The sequence below is a fragment of the Micromonospora sp. MH33 genome (assembly GCF_003013775.1).
Taxonomy (GTDB): Bacteria; Actinomycetota; Actinomycetes; order Mycobacteriales; family Micromonosporaceae; genus Micromonospora; species Micromonospora fulviviridis.
Map to the genome: position 1 here is coordinate 1 of NZ_MUYZ01000324.1, position 7,570 is coordinate 7,570.

The window sequence follows — 7,570 nt, forward strand, 5'->3', positions numbered from 1 at the left end:
CACACACCATCCGAAAGCCCCACTCCGTAGGACCCCCGTCCGGGGCATTTCGTTCGTCCGCACCCGCCGCTCTCGCGGCGGGCACTTTTACTACGTTACCTCACCGTCTCCGCCGTGTCAAACCGTGTGTCCCGGTCTGTCACGCTTCGTACGGGTCGGCGCCCGCTGAACTCGCGCAGCGGCAAAACCGCCTTGCTGGTCATCGGATTTGGCAGGCCGGCCGCTGCGGTCTCCCGCTAGCTCGCCCGGTGCCCTGCCGGTCGTCAACCTTACCCGGTCGGTTCCGCTCCACCAAATCCGCCCTGCGGCGTTTCGGTGAGCCCCGCCCGATCCGGCTCCGTCGAGGTGCAACCTCGGCGGTTCCGGGTGCCGAGCCCGGTCGGTGAACCCGGGGCCTTCGTCCCGTTTGCCCCGTTCCGCGCTGGCAGAGAGAAAGTTACGCGGGTTCGGGTTTGATCGTCAAATCGGGGGGTGGCGTCCCGCGTCACATCATCACCGTAGAGCTATCTGGCCTGCCCAGCGGCGCTGCGGCGGCGGAATCCCCCGCGCGGCGGCCGAAAACCGCCCGCGCATGGGAGACACAGCGCCTCGGGCGGCGGAGCCGGCGATGCCGAACGCCGTCCGGACGCGCCCACCCGGGAGCACTCAGTCGGTCGGCCGGCGGCGGGACGCGAGCCAGCCCCGGATGCCGAGCACCCCGACAGTCGTTCCGATGGCCAGCGAGGCCGCGATGAGCAACGCGTGCACCCAGAGGAAGCCGGTGGGGCTGCCCTCGCCTACCGTGCCGGCCGACCACGCCCGCGGGTCGTTCCAGATGGCGACCGCGAACCTCGGCCAGATCACCCAGGTCCAGACTCCGACCCCGACCAGGAACAGCGACCAACCACGCGACAACACCATGGCTGGCCAGTATGCCAGCGGCACGTCGGCCCAGGTCAGGTCAGGAGCGCGTCGGCCGGAGCATGCGGAAGGTCAGCGAGTAGCGCAGCGCCGGGACCGGCGGGATGCTGTGCTGCCACGCGGACCGGGCCGCCCCGGTCAGCAGGTACCCGGAGCGGGGCGCCAGCTCCAGCTCGTACACCCGGCGGTTCTCCCCGGTGCCGCGCTGGAACCGCAACAGGCACGCGGAGCCCAGCGAGAGACCGACGACGGTCGGCCCGAAGGCGGGCGCGTCGCGGTGCCAGCCGATGACGGAGTCGGGCGGATAGCGGGTGACCAGGGTCTGGGCGAGCGCCTCGGGGTCGACACCGGCGAGCGCCGCGCACCGCTCGCGCACCCCGCGGAGCGCCACCGGCAGCGCCTCGGTGGCGGTGAGCTGGAACGAGCCGTAGTCGTAGGTGTAGCCGAAGTGCCGGACGGTGCGCCGGGCGATCTGCCCGTGCATCCGGACCTCGTGGAAGTCGAACGCGTCGAGGGTGGCGAGCAGGGAGCGCTCCTCGTCGTCGTCGACCAGGTCCGGCTGGTAGGTGAGCCCCACCGGCCGCTCGTGAATGCCTCGCATCCTGCCCACCAGGCGAACGTAGCGGCGGGCCGGCCCGCGCGCCGCGCGAAACCGGCCCCCGCACGGTCGCTCAGAAGCAGGTGACCGCCCCGCCGATCGCCGGGTTCGCCCGGTCGTGGTGGTGGACGGTGCCGGCGGGGTCGGTCATCGACCCGCCCCAGATCGCGCAGCCCCCGCCGACGTAGAGGTGGACCGGACCGGCGGCGTAGCGCCGGCTGCCCTCGTCGACGCCGAAGGCGGTCCACTCCGGGTCCAGGTAGACGCGGGTCCCGGTGAGCGTGCCGACGTACGCGGACTTGAGGGTCACCGTGCAGCCGTACCCGGTGAGGGGGTTGCGCAGCAGGTGGACGGTGCCGAGCCGCGCGCCGGTGGCGGTGTCGTGGATCGGGTCCTGGTCGACGGCGACGAAGCCGAGGCCGCAGAGCGCCTCCGGGGTGTACGGGTTGACCACCGCGGCCTGCGCGCCGGTGCCCGCCACCCCGACCAGGACGGCCGCCACGGCCGCCGCGATGCCGATTCGTCGAATGAGCCGCTGCATTTGCATTCCCTTTCCTGGTGCCGACGGGTGCGGGACCAGAATGGTGTCGGCGCCGGGCCGGACGAATGTGCGTGGTGACCACTCCGGCCCGTTTCCGGATGTGTCGAGCGGCCGGGGCACGGCCCGCCACCTGGGCGGCAGCAGGAGAGTCGATCGGCGGGCACCGACTATGAGGTATCTCGCATATACGCACCCCGATGAATTTGGAATTGCTTTCGTGTTTCCCCCAATCGGCCTCGGGGCACTGTTCGGAGTGGCGACACGACGACACCCGGAGGTGGCCACCATGCAGCCGTTCAATCCGTGGACCTGGCGGGATCCGTCCGCCCTCGCCGGCGGCTACGAGCAGACCCGCCCGGACGACGTGCCGCGGCAGCGGTCGGCGGGCGCCGCCGACGACGGCCCCGACGCGCCCGGCCCGGGCACCCCGATCGACCTCACCGGCTACCGGGTGGAGGCGGCCGACGGCCGGATCGGCGCGATCGACGAGGCGAGCGACGACGCCGGCGCCGGCTACCTGGTGGTGGACACCGGGCCGTGGATCTTCGGCCGGAAGGTGCTGCTGCCGGTCGGCACGGTGGCCCGGGTCGACCACCTGGAGCGCGTCGTGCACGTGGACCGGACCCGGGAGCAGGTCAAGGAGTCCCCGGCCTTCGATCCGGACGACGTCGGTCGCGCCGAGTATCGCGAGCAGGTCGGCAACTACTACGCCGAGAGCTACCGGCGGGGCTGAACAGGGCGGGCGACGCGCGGCGGCCGGTCGGGCCGTCGCGCGTTCCGGTCTGCGCGCACGGCGGTGGACCGGCTACCGTGTCAGGCATGGTCCGGCCGAGCACCTGCGCCCCGGAGACCCTCGACGGTCTCCCGGCGGCTGCCGCTCCGGTTCTCCCGGCCCGTGTCGACGACGGTCGGGAGCAGATCCTCGACGTCCTCCGTGCCGGTGGGCTGCGGTTCCGCGCCGGCGGGCGATGGCGGCGCTCGCACTGACGAGCCACCCCCACTGATCCGGGCACATCCCGGGTCTCCTCCGCGCGCCCGCGCGTCCTCCACCGACCAGCAACGAGAGGCGTACGACCATGTCCGCAGCACGGATGCTCACCGGTGACCGCCCGACCGGGCGGCTGCACCTCGGCCACTACGTCGGCAGCATCGCCAACCGGGTGAAGCTGCACCAGCGCTACGAGAGCTTCTTCATCATCGCCGACCTGCACATGCTCACCACGCGGAACAGCCGCGAGGACATCGAGCAGGTCTCCCACAACGCCCGCGAGATGGTCACCGACATCCTCGCCGCCGGCGTCGAGCCGGACCGGGCCACGTTCTACCTCCAGTCGGCGATCCCCGAGGTCGGCGACCTGAACACCCTGTTCCAGAACCTGGTCACCGTGCCCCGGCTGGAACGGGTCCCGTCGCTCAAGGAGATGAGCCGGGACGCCGGCAAGGAGGAGATGCCGTACGGGCTGCTCGGCTATCCCGTCCTCCAGGCGGCCGACATCCTCTGCGTGAAGGGGCAGGTCGTCCCGGTGGGGAAGGACAACGCCGCGCACGTGGAGGTGACCCGGGAGATCGCCCGGCGCTTCAACCACCTCTACGGAGAGGTCTTCCCGGTGCCGGAGATGATCATGTCGGAGACGCCCACCCTGGTCGGCACCGACGGCGCGGGGAAGATGAGCAAGAGCAAGGGGAACGCCATCGCGCTCTCCGACGACCCGGCCACCGTGCGGCGCAAGGTGATGGGGATGTACACCGACCCGAACCGGGTCCGGGCCGACGTGCCGGGCACGGTCGAGGGGAACCCGGTCTTCGCGTACCTCGACGTGTTCCACCCGGATCGGGCGAAGGTCGAGGAGCTGAAGGCGCGCTACCGGGCCGGCCGGGTCGGCGACGTCGAGGTCAAGGAGGAACTGGCGGGCGCGCTCAACCGGTTCCTCGACCCGGTGCGGGAGCGGCGGGCCCGGTTCGAGGGGCAGCGCGGCCTGGTCGACGAGCTGATCTTCGAGGGCACCGAGCGGACCCGGGCCGAGGTGCGCCGCACCCTGGTCGAGGTGCGCCGGGCGATGGGCCTGACCAGCGCGTACACCCAGGTGCGGCGGCGGGCCGAGCGCTACCGCAAGGCCGTCGGCACGCCGGCCTGAGATTTCGGGTACGCCGGCCGGCCGGCCCGGGTACGGCCTTGCGCCGCCCCCGGGCCGGCCGGTTAGGCTGCTCGCATGACCAGCTCGCACGCGTTCCCGACGGCGTCCCCCGACGTCCTGTTCGGCGCGCTGCGACGCCGGCGGTCCCGCGACCGCCTGCGCTGAGCATTCCTCACTGCGACCGGCGGATCGAGCCGCCGGTCATCGCCGATCGTCCTCGGTCCGCCCGCATCCCCATCCGGTGATCCGCGAGCGGCGGATCCGAACGAGATCGGCGTACCCATGGATCTGGAGAAACTGCTGACCGACCGGCTGGCGCCGGCGTTCGCCACGGTGGCCGGCGGGCCGGTGGACCCGGTCGTGCGGCGCTCCCAGCGCGCGGACTTCCAGTCCGACGCGGCGCTGGCGCTGGCCCGGCGGCTCGGGCGGCCGCCGCGCGCCATCGCCACCGAGGTGCTGGAGCGCGCGGAACTGACCGACCTGTGCAGCGCGGCGGAGGTCTCCGGACCGGGCTTCCTCAACCTGACCGTGGCCGACGACGCCCTGGCCGGGCTGGTCTCCGCGCTGGCCGCCGACGCGCGGCTCGGGGTGCCCGAGGCCGCCACACCGGAGACCGTGGTGGTCGACTACTCGGCGCCGAACGTGGCGAAGGAGATGCACGTCGGGCACCTGCGTTCGACGGTGATCGGCGACGCGGCGGCCCGGCTGCTGGAGTGGCTGGGGCACCGGGTGCTGCGGGCCAACCACCTGGGCGACTGGGGCACGCCCTTCGGGATGCTGATCGAGCACCTGGTCGACCTGGGCGAGGCCGAGGCGGCGCAGGAGCTGTCGATGGGCGACCTGGACTCGTTCTACACGGCGGCCCGGGCCAAGTTCGACGCCGACGCGGCCTTCCGCGAGCGGTCCCGGCAGCGGGTGGTGGCGTTGCAGGGCGGCGACACGAGCACCCTGCGCCTCTGGCGGCTGCTGGTGGAGCAGTCCGAGCGCTACTTCCTGACCGTGTACGACCTGCTCGACGTGACCCTCACCGAGCGGGACTTCCACGGCGAGAGCAGCTACAACGACCTGCTCGGCCCGGTCGTCGAGGAGCTGGACCGGCTCGGGCTGCTGCGGGAGAGCGACGGCGCGGCCTGCGTGTTCCCGCCCGGCTCGGTGGGCCGGGACGGGGAGCCGCTGCCGCTGATCGTGCGCAAGTCCGACGGCGGGTACGGCTACCCGGCCACCGACCTGGCGGCGGTCCGGCACCGGACCGGCACGCTGGGCGCGACCCGGCTGCTCTACGTGGTCGGGTTGCCACAGCGGCGGCACTTCGAGATGGTCTACGCCGCCGCCGCGCAGGCCGGTTGGCTCGCCCCGCCGGCCCGGGCCGAGCACGTCGGGTTCGGCTCGATCCTCGGCCCGGACGGGCGGATGCTGCGCAGCCGGGCCGGCGGGTCGGTGAAACTGGTCGGGCTGCTGGAGGAGGCGGTGGCCCGGGCCACCGCACTGGCCCGGGAACGGAACCCGGAACTGGGCGAGGCGGAGGCTGCCGAGGTGGGCCGCGCGGTCGGCATCGGCGCGGTCAAGTACGCCGACCTCTCCAGCGACCGGCACAAGGACTACGTGCTCGACTGGGAGCGGATGCTGTCGCTGGACGGCAACACCGCGCCCTACCTCCAGTACGCGCACTCCCGGATCCGGTCGATCTTCCGGCGGGCCGGGGTGGCGGCCCGGCCGGAGGCGGGGATCTCGCTGGTCGAGCCGGCCGAGCGGGCGCTCGCCTTCGAGCTGGTCGGCTTCGGGGCGGTGGTCGGCGCGGTGGCGGAGAACCTGGAGTTCCACCACCTGACCGGCTACCTGTCCCGGCTCGCCACCGCGTTCAGCGCGTTCTACGAGCGTTGCCCGGTGCTGCGGGCCGACGAGCCGGTCCGGGAGAGCCGGCTGGTGCTCTGCGACCTGACCGCGCGGGTGCTCCGGCAGGGCCTCCACCTGCTCGGCATCCGTACGCCCGAGCGGTTGTGATCCGGGGATGCACGCTCATGGTCCGGACCCTAGCCGGGCGCGTACGCGTGGATGCTGCCGGACAAGCGGGACAGCGGGGCGCCGCCACCGCCGCGGCGTACCGCCACGATCTCGGCGGCGATGCTGACCGCGGTCTCCTCCGGGCTCTGCCCGCCCAGGTCCAGGCCGATCGGGGCGTGCAGCCGGGCCAGTGCCGCCTCGGTCACCCCGGCCTCGCGCAGGCGGCGCCGCCGGTCCTCGGCGGTGCGCCGGGAACCCATCGCCCCGACGTACGCCAGCGGCAGGTCCAGCGCGTGGCGCAGCACCGGCACGTCGAACCGGGCGTCGTGGGTGAGCACGCACACCACGGTCCGCTCGTCGACCCGGCCGGCGGCGGCCTCGGCGGCCAGGTAGCGGTGCGGCCAGTCGACCACCACCTCGTGCGCCCCGGGGAACCGCCGCGGGGTGGCGAAGACCGGCCTGGCGTCGCAGACCGTCACCCGGTAGCCGAGGAACCGGCCGACGTGGGCCACCGCGGCCGCGAAGTCGACCGCCCCGAAGACCAGCATCCGGGCCGGCGCCGGAGTGGCCGCCACCAGCACGGACAGCTCCTCCCCGGCCGGCCGGGGGCGGATCACGCCGGAGCGGCCGGCGCCCAGCAGCGCCCGCGCCTCGGCGGCGACCGCCGCGTCCACGGTCGGGGCGCCCAGGCTGCCGTGCCGTCCGTCGCCGGCCAGCACGATCCGCCGGCCGCGCCGGCCGGGCGGCCCGTCCACACAGGTCGCGACCGCCACCGGCCGGCCGGCGGCCACCTCGGCGGCGACCAGATCGAGCTGCGGGAAGCTCTCCCGGTCGACCCGCTCGACGTACAGCTCGACGGTCCCGCCGCAGGTGAGGCCGGCGGCCAGGGCGTCGTCGTCGCTCACCCCGAAGCGGACCAACCGGGGCGTGGCGTCGGCGACGACCTCCCGGCACAGCTCGTAGACCGCCGCCTCCACGCAGCCGCCGGAGACACTGCCGACCGCGCTGCCGTCCGGGCCGACCAGCAGCGTCGCACCCGGCCGGCGCGGGGCGCTGTGCCAGGTGCGGGCCACCGTAGCCATGCCGACCGGCACGCCGGCACGCCACCAGCGCAGCAGGTCGGGCAGGATCTCACGCATCCGTCGGCCCCGGCGGCACGTCCAGGTCGGCGTCGTCGGCCACGTCGGCACAGTCGACCACCCGGATCTCGTCGCGGTGCGCCCGCAGGTAGGCGCGGGCACCGGTGTCGCCGACCGCCACCGCCGCCACACCGGGCCAGTGCCGGCGGCCGAGCAGCACGGGATGGCCCCGGCGGCCGGCCGGGTAGCCGGCGGTCACCAGGCTGTCGGCGGTGGCGTGCCGGGCCACCCGGCGGACCGCCGCCGCGGTGACGCC

Annotated in this window: 8 protein-coding genes and 1 pseudogene; 4 read left to right on the forward strand and 5 right to left on the reverse strand. The window is 73.9% G+C overall.

What is annotated here, in order from left to right; genetic code table 11:
* Positions 1-645 precede the first annotated feature (645 nt).
* The 3 genes from B0E53_RS30950 to B0E53_RS30960 form a co-directional block, all read right to left on the reverse strand.
* On the reverse strand, positions 646-900 hold the full coding sequence (locus tag B0E53_RS30950) for a hypothetical protein (RefSeq protein ID WP_107079222.1): 255 nt from the start codon (positions 898-900) through the stop codon (positions 646-648).
* Between the two features lie 40 nt (positions 901-940).
* A complete protein-coding gene (locus tag B0E53_RS30955; RefSeq protein WP_107079223.1) occupies positions 941-1,501 on the reverse strand; it encodes an alpha-ketoglutarate-dependent dioxygenase AlkB in 561 nt (186 codons plus the stop codon).
* A 70-nt stretch (positions 1,502-1,571) separates the two neighbouring features.
* The gene (locus B0E53_RS30960; RefSeq protein WP_107079224.1) at positions 1,572-2,039 is read right to left on the reverse strand and encodes a hypothetical protein; all 468 of its coding nucleotides are present in this window, start codon (positions 2,037-2,039) and stop codon (positions 1,572-1,574) included.
* Between the two features lie 286 nt (positions 2,040-2,325).
* Here B0E53_RS30960 and B0E53_RS30965 point away from each other — a divergent pair, with 286 nt between their 5' ends.
* The 4 genes from B0E53_RS30965 (at position 2,326) to argS (ending at position 6,175) form a co-directional block, all read left to right on the forward strand.
* Positions 2,326-2,772, forward strand: coding sequence for a PRC-barrel domain-containing protein (locus B0E53_RS30965; protein WP_107079228.1), 447 nt, complete (start codon positions 2,326-2,328; stop codon positions 2,770-2,772).
* Between the two features lie 86 nt (positions 2,773-2,858).
* The gene (locus B0E53_RS38070; RefSeq protein WP_167364291.1) at positions 2,859-3,026 is read left to right on the forward strand and encodes a hypothetical protein; all 168 of its coding nucleotides are present in this window, start codon (positions 2,859-2,861) and stop codon (positions 3,024-3,026) included.
* Between the two features lie 89 nt (positions 3,027-3,115).
* The gene (gene trpS, locus B0E53_RS30970) at positions 3,116-4,174 is read left to right on the forward strand and encodes a tryptophan--tRNA ligase (RefSeq protein WP_107079225.1); all 1,059 of its coding nucleotides are present in this window, start codon (positions 3,116-3,118) and stop codon (positions 4,172-4,174) included.
* 282 nt (positions 4,175-4,456) lie between these two features.
* Positions 4,457-6,175, forward strand: coding sequence for an arginine--tRNA ligase (gene argS, locus B0E53_RS30975; protein WP_107079226.1), 1,719 nt, complete (start codon positions 4,457-4,459; stop codon positions 6,173-6,175).
* A 29-nt stretch (positions 6,176-6,204) separates the two neighbouring features.
* Here the strand turns inward: argS and B0E53_RS30980 are convergent, their stop codons facing one another.
* On the reverse strand, positions 6,205-7,314 hold the full coding sequence (locus B0E53_RS30980) for an XdhC/CoxI family protein (protein WP_107079227.1): 1,110 nt from the start codon (positions 7,312-7,314) through the stop codon (positions 6,205-6,207).
* Positions 7,307-7,570 (reverse strand): annotated as a pseudogene (locus B0E53_RS30985) (nucleotidyltransferase family protein); the annotation flags it as partial. The gene B0E53_RS30980 and the pseudogene B0E53_RS30985, both read right to left, overlap by 8 nt.